The 16,436-nt window shown below is 65.3% G+C and carries 16 protein-coding genes; 8 read left to right on the top strand and 8 right to left on the bottom strand.

Features of this window, described 5'->3' with window-relative positions:
• Positions 1-82 precede the first annotated feature (82 nt).
• From G6N27_RS17365 to G6N27_RS17375, 3 genes are read left to right on the top strand one after another with little or no spacing between them, the layout of a single operon-like run.
• The gene (locus G6N27_RS17365) at positions 83-1,510 is read left to right on the top strand and encodes an aldehyde dehydrogenase family protein (RefSeq protein WP_163778179.1); all 1,428 of its coding nucleotides are present in this window, start codon (positions 83-85) and stop codon (positions 1,508-1,510) included.
• Between the two features lie 56 nt (positions 1,511-1,566).
• Complete coding sequence (locus tag G6N27_RS17370; protein WP_163778182.1) at positions 1,567-2,430, top strand: SDR family oxidoreductase; 864 nt, start codon at positions 1,567-1,569, stop codon at positions 2,428-2,430.
• A 10-nt stretch (positions 2,431-2,440) separates the two neighbouring features.
• On the top strand, positions 2,441-3,409 hold the full coding sequence (locus G6N27_RS17375; protein WP_163778185.1) for an NADPH:quinone oxidoreductase family protein: 969 nt from the start codon (positions 2,441-2,443) through the stop codon (positions 3,407-3,409).
• A gap of 66 nt (positions 3,410-3,475) precedes the next feature.
• Here the strand turns inward: G6N27_RS17375 and G6N27_RS17380 are convergent, their stop codons facing one another.
• The 4 genes from G6N27_RS17380 to G6N27_RS17395 all read right to left on the bottom strand — a co-directional run bounded on the left by G6N27_RS17380 (position 3,476) and on the right by G6N27_RS17395 (position 9,116).
• Positions 3,476-4,993, bottom strand: coding sequence for a PE-PPE domain-containing protein (locus tag G6N27_RS17380; RefSeq protein ID WP_163778187.1), 1,518 nt, complete (start codon positions 4,991-4,993; stop codon positions 3,476-3,478).
• A 266-nt stretch (positions 4,994-5,259) separates the two neighbouring features.
• Entirely contained in the window at positions 5,260-6,798 is a 1,539-nt protein-coding gene (locus G6N27_RS17385) for a PE-PPE domain-containing protein (protein ID WP_163778190.1), read from the bottom strand.
• A 283-nt stretch (positions 6,799-7,081) separates the two neighbouring features.
• Complete coding sequence (locus tag G6N27_RS17390) at positions 7,082-7,903, bottom strand: tyrosine-protein phosphatase (RefSeq protein WP_163778193.1); 822 nt, start codon at positions 7,901-7,903, stop codon at positions 7,082-7,084.
• A gap of 1 nt (position 7,904) precedes the next feature.
• Positions 7,905-9,116 carry an acyl-CoA dehydrogenase family protein gene (locus G6N27_RS17395; protein ID WP_163781942.1) on the bottom strand — a complete coding sequence of 404 codons (1,212 nt, stop codon included), beginning with the start codon at positions 9,114-9,116 and terminating at the stop codon, positions 7,905-7,907.
• 69 nt (positions 9,117-9,185) lie between these two features.
• Between G6N27_RS17395 and G6N27_RS17400 the strand changes: the two genes are divergently transcribed.
• From G6N27_RS17400 to G6N27_RS17415, 4 genes are all read left to right on the top strand, one after another.
• Positions 9,186-9,647 carry a nuclear transport factor 2 family protein gene (locus tag G6N27_RS17400; protein ID WP_163778196.1) on the top strand — a complete coding sequence of 154 codons (462 nt, stop codon included), beginning with the start codon at positions 9,186-9,188 and terminating at the stop codon, positions 9,645-9,647.
• 75 nt (positions 9,648-9,722) lie between these two features.
• Positions 9,723-10,814, top strand: a complete 1,092-nt coding sequence (locus G6N27_RS17405) for a Re/Si-specific NAD(P)(+) transhydrogenase subunit alpha (protein WP_163778199.1) — start codon at positions 9,723-9,725, stop codon at positions 10,812-10,814.
• A 3-nt stretch (positions 10,815-10,817) separates the two neighbouring features.
• Positions 10,818-11,144, top strand: coding sequence for an NAD(P) transhydrogenase subunit alpha (locus G6N27_RS17410; protein ID WP_163778202.1), 327 nt, complete (start codon positions 10,818-10,820; stop codon positions 11,142-11,144).
• A complete protein-coding gene (locus tag G6N27_RS17415; RefSeq protein ID WP_163778205.1) occupies positions 11,141-12,565 on the top strand; it encodes an NAD(P)(+) transhydrogenase (Re/Si-specific) subunit beta in 1,425 nt (474 codons plus the stop codon). The genes G6N27_RS17410 and G6N27_RS17415 overlap by 4 nt, the downstream gene beginning before the upstream one ends.
• An 80-nt stretch (positions 12,566-12,645) precedes the next feature.
• Here the strand turns inward: G6N27_RS17415 and G6N27_RS17420 are convergent, their stop codons facing one another.
• Positions 12,646-12,777 carry a hypothetical protein gene (locus tag G6N27_RS17420; protein WP_156751530.1) on the bottom strand — a complete coding sequence of 44 codons (132 nt, stop codon included), beginning with the start codon at positions 12,775-12,777 and terminating at the stop codon, positions 12,646-12,648.
• A 145-nt stretch (positions 12,778-12,922) separates the two neighbouring features.
• Between G6N27_RS17420 and G6N27_RS17425 the strand changes: the two genes are divergently transcribed.
• On the top strand, positions 12,923-13,582 hold the full coding sequence (locus G6N27_RS17425) for a TetR/AcrR family transcriptional regulator (protein WP_163778208.1): 660 nt from the start codon (positions 12,923-12,925) through the stop codon (positions 13,580-13,582).
• Here G6N27_RS17425 and G6N27_RS17430 read toward each other — a convergent pair.
• From G6N27_RS17430 to G6N27_RS17440, 3 genes are read right to left on the bottom strand one after another with little or no spacing between them, the layout of a single operon-like run.
• Positions 13,542-14,375, bottom strand: a complete 834-nt coding sequence (locus tag G6N27_RS17430) for a class I SAM-dependent methyltransferase (RefSeq protein WP_163778210.1) — start codon at positions 14,373-14,375, stop codon at positions 13,542-13,544. The genes G6N27_RS17425 and G6N27_RS17430 overlap by 41 nt on opposite strands.
• Positions 14,372-15,475 carry a cystathionine gamma-lyase gene (locus G6N27_RS17435; RefSeq protein WP_163778213.1) on the bottom strand — a complete coding sequence of 368 codons (1,104 nt, stop codon included), beginning with the start codon at positions 15,473-15,475 and terminating at the stop codon, positions 14,372-14,374. Before G6N27_RS17435 ends, G6N27_RS17430 begins: the two co-directional genes overlap by 4 nt.
• Positions 15,476-15,515: 40 nt before the next feature.
• The gene (locus tag G6N27_RS17440) at positions 15,516-16,409 is read right to left on the bottom strand and encodes an alpha/beta hydrolase (protein WP_232064645.1); all 894 of its coding nucleotides are present in this window, start codon (positions 16,407-16,409) and stop codon (positions 15,516-15,518) included.
• Positions 16,410-16,436 lie beyond the last annotated feature (27 nt).

The raw sequence follows: 16,436 nt of genomic DNA on the forward strand, positions 1-16,436 counted from the left end.
CGGCGGTTAGCTGAGGGGACCTGTTGCCCAACCGGCCGGTTGATTAGGATTGGGCTTTCTCCGGTCGAGGAAGGGAATCCCTATGACCACGCATGCCACCGAAGTCAGTGCACCAGCCGCATCCGCGGCGCCGGCCCCGAGCTCTGACGTCGCCACGACGGTCGCGCGGCTTCGCCAGACGTTCGCCACCGGTCGCACCCGCAACCTGGAGTGGCGCAAGGAGCAGTTGCTCGCGCTCAAGCGACTGATCGAAGAGAACGAAACCAAGATCGCCGACGCCTTGGAAAAGGACCTCGGGCGGTCGCCGTTCGAAGCGTGGCTCGCCGACGTCGCCAGCACCAGCGGTGAGGCCGCGTACGCCGCGAAGAACGTGGGCAAGTGGGCGAAGCGCCGCCACAGCCGGCTCGAGATGTCGCAGCTGCCCGGCCGCGGCTGGGTGGAGTACGAGCCGTACGGCACCGTGCTGATCATCGGTGCGTGGAATTTCCCGTTCGCGCTGACGCTGGGCCCCGCTGTCGGTGCGATCGCCGCGGGTAACACTGTGCTGCTCAAACCGTCCGAGGTCGCGCCGGCCTCGTCGGCCTTGATGGCCGAACTAGTGCCGCAGTACCTCGACAACGACGCGATCGCCGTCATCGAGGGCGACGGCGTGGTCAGCCAGGAGCTGATCGCGCAGGGCTTCGACCATCTGTTGTTCACCGGCGGCACCGAGATTGGCCGCAAGGTGTACGAGGGCGCGGCGTCGCATCTGACGCCGGTGACCCTCGAGCTCGGCGGCAAGAGCCCGGTCATCGTGTCGGCAGACGCCGACATCAAGGTCGCGGCGAAGCGGATCGCGTGGACCAAGCTGATCAACTCGGGCCAGATCTGCATCGCGCCCGACTATGTCCTGGCCGAGGCGTCGATCCGGGACCAGCTCGTCGACGAGATCCAGAAGGCGGTCACCGCTTTCGAGGCGAAGAACGCCAGCGGCGGTAAGCGCATCGTCAACGAGCGGCACTTCAACCGGCTCACCACCGCGCTCGCCGCGACAAAGGGCAAGATCGCCATCGGCGGCGGCTCCGACGCGGCGAATCTAAACATCCAGCCGACCGTGGTGGTCGACCCCTCGACCGACGAGCCGCTGATGACCGACGAGATCTTCGGCCCGATTCTTCCGGTGGTGACCGTCCAAAACCTGGACGAGGCAATCAGATTCGTGAACGCACGGCCCAAGCCGCTGGCCGCGTACCTGTTCACCAAAGCCAAGGCTGTGCGGGAACGCGTGATCAAGGAAGTGCCCGCGGGCGGCATGGTGGTCAACCACCTGCTGTTCCACTTCGCCACGCACAAGCTGCCGTTCGGCGGCGTCGGGCCGTCCGGCCTGGGCGCCTACCACGGCAAGTTCGGGTTCGAGGAGTTCAGCCACCGCAAGTCGGTGCTGACCAAGCCGACCCGACCCGACATTGCTGCCTTCATCTACCCGCCGTACACGGAAAAGGCGTGGAAATTGGCGCGCCGGCTGTTCTGAGTTTTGCCGTCCCGTTTGTATTCACTGGTCACTGAGGATCGAGAGATAGGAAGTTCATGCCCGGAGTGCAGGATCGCGTCATCGTCGTCACCGGAGCAGGCGGCGGCTTGGGCCGCGAGTACGCGTTGACCCTGGCCAAAGAAGGCGCCAGCGTCGTCGTCAATGACCTCGGTGGCGCCCGCGACGGCAGCGGTTCCGGACACAACATGGCCGACGAGGTCGTCAAGGAGATCAAGGACGCCGGCGGTCGTGGCGTCGCCAACTACGACAGCGTCGCCGACGCCGCAGGCGCGGAGAACATCATCAAGACCGCGATCGACGAGTTCGGCAAGGTCGACGGCGTGGTGAGCAATGCCGGCATCCTGCGTGACGGCACGTTCCACAAGATGTCGTTCGAGAACTGGGACTCGGTGCTCAAGGTGCATCTCTACGGCGGCTACAACGTGATTCGTGCCGCCTGGCCACACTTCCGCGAGCAGAGTTACGGTCGCGTCCTGGTCGCCACGTCCACCAGTGGGCTGTTCGGGAACTTCGGCCAGGCCAACTACGGTGCCGCCAAGTTGGGTCTGGTCGGGTTGATCAACACGCTGGCCCAGGAAGGCGCCAAGTACAACATCAAGGCCAACGCGCTGGCGCCGATCGCCGCCACCCGGATGACCGAGGACATCCTGCCGCCGGAGGTGCTGAAGAACCTGACGCCGGAATTCGTGGCGCCGGTGGTGGCCTACCTGGTTACCGAGGAAGTCCCCGACACCGGTTCGATCTTCATCGTGGGCGGCGGAAAGGTGCAGCGCACTGCGCTGTTCCAGAACGAGGGCGTCACCTTCAAGGAGCCGCCGTCGGTCGACGACATCGCCTCGCACTGGGGCGAGATCGACGACCTGTCGGCCGCGAAGGCAGCGAACTTCTCGATCCGCTGATCGATAATCCATGAAAGCCTGTGTCGTACAGAAGCTTTCAGGTCCAGACGGTCTCGCTTACACCGACGTCGACGACGTTGCCGGGCATGCCGACACGCTGGTCATCGGTGTCCGCGCCGCGGGAGTGTGCTTTCCGGACCTGTTGATGAGCAAGGGCGAATACCAGCTGAAGCTGCCGCCGCCGTTCATTCCGGGCATGGAAGCCGCCGGCGTGGTCGACTGGGCGCCGGAAGAGTCCGAATTCAAAGTCGGCGACCGGGTTTCGGCGTTCGGAATCCTGGGCGGCTGGGCCGAACAAGTGCTCGCCCCGATGGCGAACGTGACCCGCAGCCCCGCTGAACTCGACGACGCCGAAGCGGTGTCGCTGCTGGTGAACTACAACACCATGTATTTCGCGCTGGCCCGTCGGGCCGCGATGCGCCCACACGAGAGCGTGCTGGTGTTGGGCTCGGCCGGTGGTGTGGGTACCGCGGCGATCCAGGTGGCCAAGGCGATGGGCGCGAGCAAGGTCATCGCCGTGGTACATCGCACGGGCGCAACGGAATTCGTCGAGTCGCTGGGTGCTGACGTGGTGCTGCCGCTGGCCGACGGCTGGGCGCAGGCGGTCCGCGAACACACCGACGGCCGCGGCGTCGACATCGTCGTGGATCCGGTCGGCGGCCAGGCCTTCGACGACGCCGTCCGGGTGCTGGCCATCGACGGCAAGCTGCTGGTGATCGGATTCGCCGCGGGCTCGATCCCGACGGTCAAGGTCAACCGGTTGCTGCTGCGCAACGCCGGCGTCCTCGGTGTCGCCTGGGGTGAATACCTGCATCAGGTCCCCGGATCGGCGGCGCTGTTCTCCTTCGGTCTCAATCAGCTTGTCGCAGCCGGGCTGAAACCTCCGCCGCCGCAACGGTATCCGCTGTCAGAAGGGCCGGCCGCGCTGCAGGCCCTGGCCGACGGCGGGGTGTTCGGCAAGCTGGTGCTGGAGCCTTAGGGACGTCGCGCATAGAGAAAGGCGCCGCACCCCTCACTGGTCTGCGGCGCCTTTCTCTTAGCTCTGCTAGAACAGCCCCGAGAAGTCGGCAGCGATCTGCGCCGCCGCGTCTTGGATGATCGAGATCTCGAATCCGGCTGCCAGGGTGCCGATCGCAAAGGTACCGGCGACCGGCAGGCCGAGAGCGTCAAGGACGTCACCGTTGCTCAAGGTGTCCGTGAAAATCGAGGTTTCCCACGCGGGGAGGCTGGTCACCAGCATGTTGAAGATGTCCGCCGTCGGCAGCAACAGGGAGTAGGCCGTGGAGGCCGCGCTCGACAATGCGTTGACGAAATCAGTGAACGTCGCGGCGGGGTTAGCGGCGTCCGCCGACAGCGCCGACAAGAAATCGGTGAAGTTCGTCGCCGACGAGGTCGCGGGCACCAGCGCCGCCGCGTAGGGGTCTGTGCCGCTCATCAAGTTCTGGAAGCCTTGCTGGGTGTCGCTGACCAGCGTGCTCAATACCTGCGACCCGCTGACGTCGGGGAACAGCCCGAACGGGGTGGGCACGTTCGCAGGTGAATCAGCCGTCACGGCGTAACCGAGGCTGCCGTCGCCGTAGCCCAGGTTGATCAGATACGTCAGGTCGGGCCCTAGCAATTCTTGGAGCTGTTTCGGCAGCAACGCCACCAGTGGCGCAGTCTCGTTGATCATGTAGTAGTTGGTCAGGCTGTCTGCGGTGCCGGAGGCCATCGAGCCCGGCAGCAGAGTCGCGTTGGCGATCTGTTCGGCCGTGGGACCGCTACCGTCGACGCCCCCGTTCAGATACGTGCCGTGGAGGGTTTCGATGCCCAAAAAGGCATTGAGGTCGGACAGCAGATTGATCGGGTAGCGAGGAAAGTCCGTGAAGCCGTCGTATTCGAGCGAGTAGACGTTGGTCAGAAAGTCATCGGACGGCGTCGCGCCATTGAACGCGATACCCAGACTCGCCAGGTTCAGCTGGTCGACGGTGGTGTGGCCGGTCAGCGTTTCGAAGCCGTTGAAACGCTCAAACAGCCCGCCGTTGGGATTGTTGGGGTCGGCGAGCAGAAGGAATTGCGGGTCAAGGGGTCCCGTTTCCGGCTTGCCGGTCGGGTCGAGCAGCTGCATCGTGACGCCGGAGAGCGTGGAGCTCTGCGAGTAACCCAACACCGTTGAGCCGTTTCCGGCCGCCTGGTTGGCCAGGATCGTGCTTTCCAGGATGGCGGCGCCCTGGCCCACCGAGGTGCTGGGGCCCGCGAGGCCAGAGGAATCGAGTGGGTAGTTGAAATAGAGCTGCTGGACGCCTTGGCCGAACAGCGGATAGGCCCCCTCGGGTGTGAAGAGCCCGTTGCCGAACGGGTTGGCCGCGGTGGCTTGGTAGAAGGTCAAGTCGGGGTAGAGCCCGGTGAGCGGATTGTTGAGATAGAGGCCATCAGCGGCCGCCACATATTCGGGGCCCGGGATGGGGTCCGCGCTGCCGCCGATGACCAGCCCAATGTCGTCTGCATGGGCGGACGTCGGGTTCATCAGAGCCGACAGCCCTATGACACCGGCGCCGGCCGTTGCGACCATACCCAGACCCATGAGGCGAAGCGTGCGACTCGACATTATGCGACCTTTCCGGCGGTTGGTCGCCAGGGCGCGAAACGGCTCCAGCGGCGAGGGTATTCGACATATGTTCTACTCCGCTTTAAGCGCGATGTCTAAGAAATACACAGGTTTTCCTTGCGGAAACCTCAGCTCCCTTGGGCTCGCCAGACCCGGCAACCGCATCGATCGCTCGCTGGGTCGGTGTCGGCCAACGGAAGCAGGTGAACAGCCATCAGCCCAACACTCAGCGTCGGCCGCTTCTAGAACAGACCCGAGAAGGCGTTGCTGATCTCGGTCGCCGCATCCTGCAGGACCGTGACCTCGAAACCGGCCGCCAGTGTGATCAGCGCTGTGTCGGCTGCCAATGGCAGGCCGATAGCGTCGAGCAGGTCGCCGCTGGCCAGGTTCGTGGAGAACAGCGAGAGGTCGTAGGCGGGCATGCTGGTCACCAGTGCGTTGACGATGTCGGCCGTGGGCAGCAGCGTGGAGTAGGCGGCCGACGACGCGGTCGCGATCGCGTTGACGAAATCGGTGAGGCTGGCCGCGGGATTAGCGGCGTCCGCCGACAGTGCCGACAGCAGATCGGTGAAGCTCTGCCCCGACGAGCCCGGCTCCAGCGACGCCAACATCGCGGCGGGATTCGCGAGGTCGTTCTCGAACGCCGCGATGCCTTGCTGGGTGTCGGTGGCTAGTGTGCTGAGCATTGTTGACACGCTGACGTCGGGGAACAGACCGAACGGGGTGGGCACGTTCGCCGGTGCATCAGCGGTCACCGAGTACCCGAGACTGCCGTCGCCGTAGCCCAAGTTGATCAGGTAGGTCAGGTCGGGCCCCAGCAAGTCTTGCAGCGACTTCGGTAGCAGCGACACCAGTGGTGGAGTCTCGTCCATCATGTAGTAATTGGTCAGGCTGTTCGCGGTGCCGTCGAGCGCGGACCCTGGCAAGAGAAGCGCGTCGGCGATCTGCTCGGCCGTGGGGCCGCTGCCGTCCACGCCCCCGTCCAGGTACGTGCCGTGGATTGCTTCGATACCCAAGAAGGCATTGAGGTCGGACAGAAAATTCAGTGGGTATCGCGGGAAGTCGGTGAATCCGTCATATTCCAGCGAATAGATGTTGGTGACGAAGTCATCCGATGGAGTGGCGCCGTCGAACGCCACACCCAGGCTCGGGAGGTTCAGCGGCAGCGAGTGGACGTCACCAGTGGTTGTTTCGAAGCCGTTGAAGCGTTCAAGCAGCCCGCCGTTGGGATTGCTGGGGTCACCGGTCAGCATAAATTGCGGGGCGCCCGGACCCTCCGGCGTGCCGGAAGGGTCGAGCTGCCGCATGACCAGGCTGGCTATCGTGGCGCTTTGCGAAAAGCCGCGCACAATCGAGGTGTTGCCGGCTGCGGTTTCGGCGGCGATGGTGCTCTCGAGGATGGTCATACCTTGGCCCACCGACGTGCTGTCAGAGGGAAGGCCATCAGTTCCGAAGGGATAGTTGAGCGGCAGGGTATGCACGCCGGTCAGCGGATAGAACCCCTCGGGGGTGAATAGGCCCTCGCCGAAGGGGTTAGTTGGCGTGGCTTGGTAGAAGGTGAGGTCGGGGTAAAGCATGGTGCCCGGGTTGTCGAGGTAGAGAGCGTCAGCCGCCGCCACGTAATCCGCTCCCGGGATGGGTACGCCGCTGCCGCCCATGACCAACCCGATGTCGTCGGCATGGGCGGCCGCGGAGTTCATCATCGCGCTAAGTCCCAAGGCACCCGCGCCGGCAGTTGCCGCCAGCCCTAAACCCAGCCAACGAAGATTGCGGTTAGACATTTACGGGCCTCCACGGAAACTGCGGCGGAGCCGTCAGGGCACGGCGCAGCCCCAGCGGCACGAGTATTGAACGTATGTCTACTCCCCGTCGAGTCAGATGTCTGAGAAATACACAGGTTTTTACTAACAAAAATTAAGCTGCCGAGGGCGTCTCTGCTCTGACCGTAGGCATAGCAGTGGTTTCGGTTGTGAACACCTATGCGATATCAGCTCGATGCGGTGATATCGCATACGCCGCCGTTTCCAAGCAGCACATCATGGTGAGAGCTTGGTGCTGGTGTGACTAGCCCAGGAGTGCGTCGCGTAGCCGTGTCACGTCGGCCGTCGTGATACCGGCACTGCGCAGGTAACCGTCGAGCGAGCCGAAGTTGTCGTCGATGGTTCGCCGCGCGGCGTCCAGGTATTCCGGCCGAACGCCGAGCACCTCTTCGGACAACCGAGCCTCGGTGAGTGAGAGCAAGTCCGGCGTCATCTCGACATCTGAGCGCTGCCGGACGGTTTGCATGATCCGCTCCCGCAGGAGCGGGACGGCTTGGTTGCTGCTCAGGAAGTCCGCTTCGATCGCATCACGGTGCACGCCTGCGGCTTCCAGCACCAATGCCACCGTGAAGCCGGTGCGGTCCTTGCCGGCGAAGCAATGTGCGAGCACTGTGCGTCCGCCGGCGAGCAGCACCACCAGACGGTGCACGGCTTCCTGCGCACCGGGGTAGGTCGGAAACCTGCTGTACTCGTCGACCATGTAGCGGCTGGATGCCATGCTGACCGATTCGTCGTCGGTCTTTTCTTCGAACAGCCGCCGGAACGCGTGCTCATGCGGAGCTTCGCCGTCCGGATTGTCGTCGCTCGGTTCCAGATCGGGGATCGGCAGCAGGTGGATCTCCACGCCGTCGGGCACCAGACCCGGCCCGTGCCGCTCGACTTCGCGACGCGACCGCAGATCGGCGACGTCGGTGACACCCAACCGGCGCAACTCACTTCGGCCGTCGTCACCGAGTTCGCTCAGCTCGCCGGAACGGAACAGCCGCCCGGGGCGCAGTACACCGGTGCTGTCGGCGACATCGCGAAAGTTCCAGGCGCCCTGCAGATTCCGTACATCCGTGGCCACGTTAGGTGACCGCCGCAGCGAAAACGCTTTTCTCCCGGCCGAGCTCGGCGCGCGCGATCGAGCGCAGGTGCACCTCGTCGGGGCCGTCGAAGATGCGCATCGCGCGCTGCCACGAGTACATCCGGGCCAGCACAGTGTCTTCGCTGACGCCGGCCGCGCCGTGTACCTGAATGGCGCGGTCGATGACATTGCATGCCATCTGCGGAGCGACCGCCTTGATCTGCGAGACCAGCAGATGTGCGGCTTTGTTGCCGTGCTGGTCGATGGTCCACGCGGCCTTCTCGCACAGCAGCCTTGCTTGATCGATTTCGTTGCGGGACTTCGCAATCGCGTTCTGCACCATGCCCTGGTCGGCCAGCGGCCGGCCGAAGGCGATGCGGGTGTTCGCGCGGTTCACCATGAGGGCGAGTGCGCGCTCGGCCCCGCCCAGCGCGCGCATGCAGTGGTGGATGCGTCCCGGTCCGAGCCTGGCCTGGGCGATCGCGAAACCGGAGCCCTCTTCGCCGAGCAGGTTGGTCACCGGCACCCGGACGTTGTCGTAGATGATCTCGCAGTGGCCGGGCTGGTCCTGGTAGCCGAAGACCGATGTGGAACGCACTACCGTCACGCCGGGGGTGTCGATCGGAACCAGCACCATCGACTGCTGTTGGTGGCTGGCCGCCTCCGGGTTGGTGCGGCCCATCACGATCAGGATCTTGCAGCGTGGGTCGGAAGCCCCAGACGTCCACCACTTACGACCGTTGATCACGTAGTCGCCGCCGTCGCGCACGATCGAGGTTTCGATGTTGCGGGCGTCGCTGCTGGCGACCGCCGGCTCGGTCATCGAGAACCCGCTGCGGATCTCGCCGGCCAGCAACGGCTCCAGCCACTGCTTGCGCTGCTCCTCGGTGGCGAACAGGTGCAGGGTTTCCATGTTGCCGGTGTCGGGTGCCGCGCAGTTGATCGCCTCGGGCGCGATCTCGAGGCTCCATCCGGTCAGCTCGGCGAGCGGCGCGTAGTCCAGATTGGTCAGGCCGGATTCTGCGGGCAGGAACAGGTTCCACAGCCCGGCGGCTTTGGCCTTGATCTTCAGTTCTTCGATGACCGGCGGCACGGTGTGATCGTGCGGCCCGGCTTCCTCGCGGTACTTGTCGTATTCGGCTTCGGCGGGGAAGACGTAGTCGGTGATGAACTCGCTCAATCGCTTGTGGTAGTCACTGGCTTTGGCTGACATTGCGAAGTCCATGACCGTCACGATAAGCCACCCGCGACGAGGGCACACCGGGGGCGCAGGATGAAGGTCATGACCGACGTCAACCCGCCGTTACCGCCCTTCACATTGGCGACGGCGATCCAGAAGGTGCAAGCCGCCGAGGACGCCTGGAACACCCGCGACCCAGAACGCGTCAGCCGGGCCTACACCGTCGACTCGCAGTGGCGAAATCGCGGCGAGCACATCGTCGGCCGCGAGGCGATCGTGGCGTTCCTCACCCGCAAGTGGCAGCACGAACTCGACTATGTCCTTCGCAAGAGCCTGTGGAGCTTCCACGGCAACCACATCGCCGTCCGCTTTCAATATGAAAGCCGCGACGCTTCTGGCCAGTGGTGGCGCAGCTACGGCAACGAGTTGTGGGAGTTCGACGACGCCGGTCTGATGGCCCGGCGGGAAGCCAGCATCAACGACGTCGCGATCGAGGAGTCCCTACGCCGCTTCTTCGGTCCGCGCTCAACTGAGGAGCACGGCCAAGACTTTCCACTTTGGTGACCTACCGGAGCGTCAGGTTAGGGTTGTTGCCGATCTAAGCGGGGTTGGGAGTACAGGGAAGTAGATGCGAACGCCATGACAGATACGCAGACGACGGTGGGGGTGGTCGCCGAGTCGGGAGCCGACGAGCGACGGGTCGCGCTGGTCCCGAAGGCAATCGCGCCGCTGGTGAAAAGCGGGATCGCGGTCGTCGTGGAGTCGGGTGCGGGCAAGCGCGCCCTGCTGCCCGACGAGCTCTACACCGAGGCCGGTGCAACCATCGGGGACGCCTGGTCAGCCGACGTGGTGGTGAAGGTCGCGCCGCCGACCGCCTCCGAGGTCGGCAAGCTGCACAGCGGCCAGACGTTGATCGGCTTCCTGGCGCCGCGCAACGCCGAGAACTCGATCGGCGCGTTGAAGTCGGCCGGCGTGCAGGCGTTCGCCTTGGAGGCGATCCCGCGTATCTCGCGGGCGCAGGCCATGGATGCGCTGTCGTCGCAGGGCAACGTCTCCGGATACAAGGCCGTGCTGCTGGCCGCCTCGGAGTCCACCAGGTTCTTCCCGATGCTGACCACCGCGGCCGGCACCGTGAAGCCGGCGACCGTGTTGGTGCTCGGCGTCGGGGTCGCAGGGCTGCAGGCGCTGGCGACGGCCAGGCGGCTGGGCGGGCGGACCACCGGTTATGACGTGCGTCCCGAGGTGGCCGACCAGGTCCGCTCGGTGGGGGCACAGTGGCTCGACCTTGGAATCGATGCGGCCGGCAAGGGCGGATACGCCCGTGAGCTCACTGACGAGGAGCGCGCCCAGCAGCAGAAGGCGCTGGAAGACGCCATCAGCGGATTCGACGTCGTGATCACCACGGCGCTCGTCCCCGGCCGCCCCGCGCCGCGCCTGGTGACGGCCGCGGCGGTCGAGGCGATGAAGCCCGGCAGCGTCGTCGTCGACCTCGCGGGGGAGACCGGCGGCAACTGCGAACTGACCGAGCCGGGCCAGACCGTGGTCAAGCACGACGTCACGATCGCCTCGCCGCTGAACCTGCCGGCCACCATGCCCGAGCATGCCAGCGAGCTGTACAGCAAGAACATCACCGCGTTGCTGGACCTGCTGATCAAAGACGGCGCATTGGCGCCCGACTTTGACGACGAGGTCATCGCGGACTCATGCGTTACCCGCGGGGAAGGCTCCTAGACGATGTACAACGAACTACTCGCCAACTTGGCGATCCTGGTGTTGTCCGGGTTCGTCGGGTTCGCGGTGATCTCCAAAGTGCCCAACACATTGCACACCCCGCTGATGTCGGGGACCAACGCCATCCACGGCATCGTCGTGCTCGGCGCGCTGGTGGTGTTCGGGGAGGTCGAGCACCCGTCGCTGGCGGTGCAGATCATCCTGTTCGTCGCCACCGTGTTCGGGACGCTGAACGTCATCGGCGGATTCATCGTCACCGACCGGATGCTCGGGATGTTCAAGGGCAAGAAGAAGCTGCCCGCTAAGACCGAGGAGGCGGCCGCCAAATGACCTATCTGGTGACCGGTCTCTACATCGTCTCGTTCGCGCTGTTCATCTACGGCCTGATGGGGTTGACCGGGCCGAAGACCGCGGTGCGCGGCAACCTGATCGCCGCGGTCGGTATGACGCTGGCGGTCGCCGCGACGCTGGTGAAGGTCCGGCACACCGAGTCGTGGTTGCTGATCGTCGCCGGGCTTGTCGTCGGTGTGGTGCTGGGTGTGCCGCCGGCGCGGCTGACGAAGATGACCGCGATGCCGCAGCTGGTGGCATTCTTCAACGGCGTCGGCGGCGGCACCGTGGCGCTGATCGCGCTCGCGGAATTCATTGACACGCATGGCTTCTCGGCGTTCCAGCACGGTGAGTCGCCGACGGTGCACATCGTGGTGGCGTCGTTGTTCGCCGCGATCATCGGGTCGATCTCGTTCTGGGGTTCGATCATCGCGTTCGGCAAGCTGCAGGAGATCATCTCCGGCTCGCCGATCGGCTTCGGCAGACTGCAGCAGCCGATCAACCTTTTGCTGCTCGTGGGAGCGATCGGCGCCGCAGTGGTGATCGGGCTCGACGCGCATCCGGGCAGCGGCGGGGTGTCGCTGTGGTGGATGGTCGGTCTGCTGGCCGCTGCGGGTGTGCTGGGCCTGATGGTGGTGCTGCCGATCGGCGGCGCCGACATGCCCGTGGTGATCTCGCTGCTCAACGCGATGACCGGGTTGTCGGCGGCCGCGGCGGGCCTGGCGCTGAACAACACCGCGATGATCGTCGCGGGCATGATCGTCGGTGCGTCGGGGTCGATCCTGACCAACCTGATGGCCAAGGCGATGAACCGCTCGATCCCGGCGATCGTCGCGGGGGGATTCGGCGGCGGTGGCGTGGCGGTCGGCGGCGGCGACGCCGGCGACAAGACCGTCAAGGCGACCTCGGCCGCCGACGCCGCGATCCAGATGGCCTACGCCAACCAGGTGATCGTGGTGCCGGGCTACGGCTTGGCCGTGGCGCAGGCCCAGCACGCCGTCAAGGACATGGCGGCGCTGCTGGAGGGCAAGGGTGTCGAGGTGAAGTACGCGATCCACCCGGTGGCCGGCCGGATGCCCGGACACATGAACGTGCTGTTGGCCGAGGCCGAGGTCGACTACGACGCGATGAAGGACATGGACGACATCAACGACGAGTTCGCCCGGACGGATGTCGCGATCGTCATCGGCGCCAACGACGTCACCAACCCGGCGGCCCGCAACGACGCGTCCAGCCCGATCTTCGGCATGCCGATCCTCAACGTCGACAAAGCCAAGTCGGTGATCGTGCTCAAGCGGTCGATGAACTCAGGATTCGCCGGTATCGACAACCCGCTGTTCTACGGCGAGGGCACCACGATGTTGTTCGGCGACGCCAAGAAGTCGGTGACCGCGGTCGCCGAGGAGTTGAAGGCGCTGTAAAAGCATCGAGATCGACGCTGGCGTTGCGCGTACTCGCACAACTCCGCGCTGGCGTCGATCTCGAGGGCGATAAGCGCAGGTTAGACGGGCGGATAAGCCGGCGGCGGGTAACCTTGGCCGTCGGTGACTCCGCGCAGGCCCCACGGCAGGTACTTGAAATAGAACTCGAGCTCATCGGAAAAGTCGTAGCTGGGATCGGGATCCGGTTGCATCTGACTACCTCTCGAGTGGGCACGCTGTTCTCGTAGGAGTCTAGTCGCGTCGGGCAACGCGCAACAGTGAACAGCCGTGTTGCCTAGACTACCCAACTAGTTGATTGACACCGGGCCCGTCCCGGCCTGCCGATAGTGGGTTTACATGCCATCCGAGAACGGGCTCTCCCGCCGCGAGGAGTTGCTGGCCGTTGCCACCAAGTTGTTCGCCGCTCGCGGCTACCACGGCACCCGGATGGACGACGTCGCCGACGTGGTCGGGTTGAACAAGGCCACCGTCTACCACTACTACGCCAGCAAGTCGCTGATCCTCTACGACATCTACCAGCGGGCGGCACAACGGACCCTGGCCGCCGTGCATGACGATCCCAAGTTGTCGGCGCGCGAGGCGCTGTATCAGTACACGGTGCGACTGCTCGATCAGATCGCTGCCAACCCCGAGGGTGCGGCGGTGTACTTCCAGGAGCAGCCCTACATCACCGAGTGGTTCACCGAGGAGCAGGTCGAGGAGGTCCGCGAGAAGGAAACCCAGGTCTACGAGCACGTGCACGGCCTCATCGACCGGGGTATCACCAGCGGCGAGTTCTACGAGTGCGACTCACACGTCCTGGCGCTGGGCTACATCGGTATGACGTTGGGTGCGTATCGCTGGCTGCGGCCGAGCGGACGCCGCACCGCCAAGGAGATCGCCGCCGAGTTCAGCACGGCGCTGCTGCGCGGGTTGATCCGCGACGAGACGGTCCGGGTGGAGTCGCCGTTGGGCGTCAGAACTGAAATCGGTACAGCCGGTCATAATTCGCGATGAACGGGACCGCGGTCAGCAGTCGGTAGACCAGTCGCTGCGGCTTCAGCGGAATCTTCGCAGGGTCGAGGAACATGCGGGTGTCGACGAGACGCAGTCGCGGGTTCCACGCCGGTAGTTCGTGGCCGTCTCGGGTGCCCCACTTGGTGATTCCCGACGTGGCGGCCCGGGCGAGCAGCGGCGAATTGGAAAACCGCGGCCCCCACGGCGAGAGCAGGTCAGCCAGCAGTTCGCCAGTGCCGAACCGGTCCGTCAGCCGCCGCAGCAGCTCGCGGATCTGCGGCTCGGTGAGATACATCAGCAGACCCTCGGCGACGATCAACGCGGGACGATCCGCCGGTATCTGATCCAGCCAGCCCGGGTCGGTGACTGACGACCCGATCGTCGTGTAGCCGGGCCGATCGGTATACAGCTTGCGCCGCAGCGCGATGACCTCCGGCACGTCGACGTCGACCCAGTGCACGCCCGACGGCACCTCGATCCGGAATGCCCGACTGTCCAAACCGCAACCCAGGTGCAGCACGACGGCGTCCGCATGACGGCCGAGGAACTCCTCGGCCCAGGTGTCAAGTTGCTTGGCGCGCAACGCAACCAGGAACTGGTTGGCCCACGGCTTGACGGCCCGGTCCAGGCGGGCGAAGTCGTAGTCGATCCGCCCGACCGCCTCGGCTGCCGCATGGTCGTCGAGAATCGGTGTAGCTAAGCGACTTTCGTAGGCACGCAGATATAGTGTGCACAGGTTCGTCCATTCCACCGAGCCCCACCGCACGCCGGAGAAGTCGACCTTGCCGTTCACTGCAGTGCGCTCTCCACGTCGGCCAGTAAGTCCGCGGTGTCCTCGATTCCCGCCGAGATACGCGCGAACCCGTCCGGCACCGGATCGCCCCACCGCGCACGGCGATCCAGCAGGGTGTGAATGCTTCCGAAACTCGTCGACGAGGTCAACAGGTCGCTGCGCTGCATAAGATCGTTCACCGCTGCGGCGTCGGCCAACTCGACGGAGACCAGAGCGCCGAATCGACGCATCTGCATTGCGGCGACAGCGTGAGCCGGGTCGTCGGGCAGCCCGGGATAGCGCACCGCCCGCACGGCGGGGTGACTAGTCAGCATTGTCGCCAGCGCCTGCGCGTTGGCGCATTGCCGCTCGAATCGCAGTCCCGCGCTGCCCAGGCTGCGGATCAGCAGCCACGCTTCGAATCCACCGAGGATCGCTCCGGCCAACAGTCGTTCGCGTTCCAGCGCGGTGGACAGCTCGGAATCGTTTGTGGCGACGTAGCCGGCGAGCAGGTCGCCGTGACCGGACAGCATCTTGGTGGCGCTGGCCACCACCAGGTCAGCGCCCAGCGACAGTGGCTGCTGACCCAGCGGTGTGGCGGCGGTGTTGTCGACGATCAACAGCGCACGGTGGGCATGGCAGACCTCCGCCAGTCGGCGCAGATCGACCACGTCCAGCTTCGGATTGGTGGGTGTTTCGGCCAACACAACGTCGGCATGCGCGGCGGCGTCGTAGATCTGCGAACTGTCGGCCTGAATGACGTTGACGCCCAACGGGCTCAGGCATTCCGCGGCGTACCGGCGCACCTGGTAGTAGCCGTCGGCGGGCACGACGACCACCGACTCGGGTCTGGCCAGCGAGCGCAACGCGGCGCTGATGGCGGCCATTCCGGAGCTGTACACCAGCGCGGTGGTCGCGCCTTCGAGATCAGCGAGCGCTGATTCCAGTTGCCGCCACGTCGGATTGGAGCCGCGCCCGTAGGTGTCCAGGTCGGCGGTTTCGTCGGGCGACAGGTGATAGCTGGACGCCAGCACCGATTGCGGCGCGACCGGCGAACCGGGGATAGCCGGAGACTGTGCGGCCTTGAGGCTCCGAGTGGAGTCACCGTAGTGGATGCTCACGACAGCCCACTCTGCCGCGTCCCGGTGGAAAGTGTCGGCGTCATCCGGTGGGCAGTACGCGGGCCAAGAATTCGAGTTGGTCGGCAATGACACGTTCGAAGGCGTCACCGACATAAATTTCGAAATGACCCTCTGGATACAGCTTCACCTCTCCGCGCGGCGCCGTCGCGGCGTAACGACGGGTCGGTCCCGACGGTGCGACGGAATCGTTCTCGCACACGCAGAACAAAATCGGGCAGGGCACCTTGGCCGCGAGCCGGCCCGGACGGTAAGGCAGGATCTTCACCCCGATCCGCGCAGCAACCTCGTTGCGTAGCTCAGTGCCGTCGGGCACCAGCTTGAGAAACCCCGGATAGGCGTCGGGCGCGGTCATCAGTGCGATCTCGCCGGGATTGCCCGCCGTCGGCACCATCACCGGTGACGCGCCGAAGCGTGCGCCGACGAGGTCGCGTGTTGCCAACGCCGTGATGCGGGCGCTGACCAACGGGTTCATCGCGCCCAACGAGGCGATGCTGTCGGTGAACGGGCACTGCGAGACGACGGCCGCGATGCCCGGCAGCCGCGCCGCCGTCGCGATCACGTGCCCGCCACTGAAAGATGTGCCCCACAAGCCAATTCGATCCGGATCGATGCCGGGTAGGGTGCGCGCATAGGCCACGGCAGCCGTCCAGTCCTGCAGTTGCATCCGGATGTCGAGCAACTGCCGGGGTGCCCCTTCGCTGTCGCCGAAGTTGCGGTAGTCGAACACCAGGCAGGCGTAGCCCGCCGCGCGGAAGCGTTCGGCGTAGGCGTCCAAGCGCATCGTGCGCACCGCGCCGAGTCCGTGCGCCATCACCAGCAGCGGGGCATGATCGTTACCCTCCGGTCGGTACAGCCACGCGCTGATCCGGTCGCTGCCGGAGTTGAACCAGACATCGTCACGAGGGGTGTTCACGGATCTCATCCTGCACGGTGTTTCAGC

Origin of the sequence: Mycobacterium cookii, from assembly GCF_010727945.1 — a bacterium.
GTDB lineage: Bacteria > Actinomycetota > Actinomycetes > Mycobacteriales > Mycobacteriaceae > Mycobacterium > Mycobacterium cookii.